Here is a 1,535-nt window from a genome sequence, read left to right as displayed (position 1 = left end):
GGCCCTCCGCGGGCTGCGCACCCGCCCAGGACTCCAACAACCGCACCCGCTCGGCCTCGTCCACCACATCGATCCCACCGATCCGACCATCGGGATCGGCGGAGACGGATTGCAGGATCCTTACCAGGCCGGTGATCAGACGCTCGGCGGTCTCCTGCTCGAAGAGGTCCGCGGCGTAGGTGACGTAGGCCCGCACCGGTCCGGGAAGGCCCTGGTCGGTGTGGGTCAGGAGGAAGTTCAGCGACAGGTCGAACTTCGCCGTCTGCTGCTTCCCCACGATCTCCTCGACCACCCGCTCGAACGGCACGTCCTGGTGCGAGTACGCCGCCAGGCTCGTGGCGCGGACCCGCTCCAGCAGCTCCCGGAAGGTCGGGTTCCCCGAGGTGTCGTTGCGCAGGACCAGGGTGTTGACGAAGAAGCCCACCAGGTCGTCCAGCTGGTCGTCGGCGCGCCCGGCGACCGGGGTGCCGATCGGGATGTCCGTCCCGGCGCCCATCCGCGTCAGCGCCACCGCGAGGGCGGCCTGCGCCACCATGAACGGCGTGGCACCGGTGGACCGCGCCAGCTCGGCCATCCCGCGGTGCAGGTCCGCGTCCAGGTCGAAGAAGACGGTGTCGCCACGGAGGCCGGACGTCCGGGGGCGCGGGTGGTCGAAGGGGAGGTCGAGCCGGTCCGGGATGCCGTCCAGCGCCTGCCTCCAGTATCCGAGCTGCTGGTTGACCAGGGACGCGGGGTCGTCCTCCGCGCCGAGGAGCTCGCGCTGCCACAGCGTGTAGTCGGCGTACTGCACCGGCAGCGGGGACCAGGACGGGGCGCTGCCCCGGAGGCGGGCGGTGAACGCCGTCTCCAGGTCGCGGACCAGCGGGCCCAGGGAGGCGCCGTCGCTCGCGATGTGGTGCAGGAGCAGCAGCAGGACGTGTTCCTCGGGGCCGGTGGTGAAGAGCGTGGCCCGCAGCGGCAGTTCGGCCGAGAGGTCGAAGGCGTACTGTCCGGCCTCCCGCAGCAGCGCCTCCGCCTCCTCGGCACGGCAAGCGACGCGGTGCAGCCGCAGGCCCGCGGTGTCCTCGTCCAGGATCACCTGGACCGGGGCGCCGTCCACCTCGTGGAACACCGTGCGCAGGCTCTCGTGCCGGGCCACCACGTCGCCCAGGGCGCGCTCCAGCACCTCGGGGTCCAGCTCCCCGCCGATCCGGAAGGCCGCCGGCGCGTTGTAGGTGGCGCCGGCCTCCTCCAGCCTGTTCAGGAACCAGAGGCGGTTCTGGGCCGGGGACAGCGGGATCGGCTGGGGGCGCTGCACCGCCGTCAGTGCGGGCCGGGCCGTACCGGCTGCCACGACCCGCTCGGCGAGGGCGGCGACGGTCGGGGCCTCGAAGACGGTGCGGACCACCAGTTCGGCGCCCAGCACGGCGCGGATGCGGCCCGCCAGTCGGGTCGCGAGCAGGGAATGTCCGCCCAGCTCGAAGAAGTCCTCGTCGATGCCGACCGCCGGCACGCCCAGCACCTCCGCGAACAGGCCGCAGAGGACCTCCTCGGAC

At 72.8% G+C, this 1,535-nt stretch carries 1 protein-coding gene; it reads right to left on the bottom strand.

Annotated elements, in window-relative coordinates:
- Positions 1-1,535: condensation domain-containing protein (locus IH80_RS0138355; RefSeq protein ID WP_030966552.1), on the bottom strand; the 1,535-nt coding region annotated here is incomplete at both ends.

The organism is Streptomyces sp. NRRL S-378 (assembly GCF_000720645.1).
In the GTDB taxonomy this organism is placed as follows: Bacteria; Actinomycetota; Actinomycetes; order Streptomycetales; family Streptomycetaceae; genus Streptomyces.
Note: the sequence above shows the minus strand (reverse complement) of the source record. Positions and strands in the feature narration are given on the sequence as shown.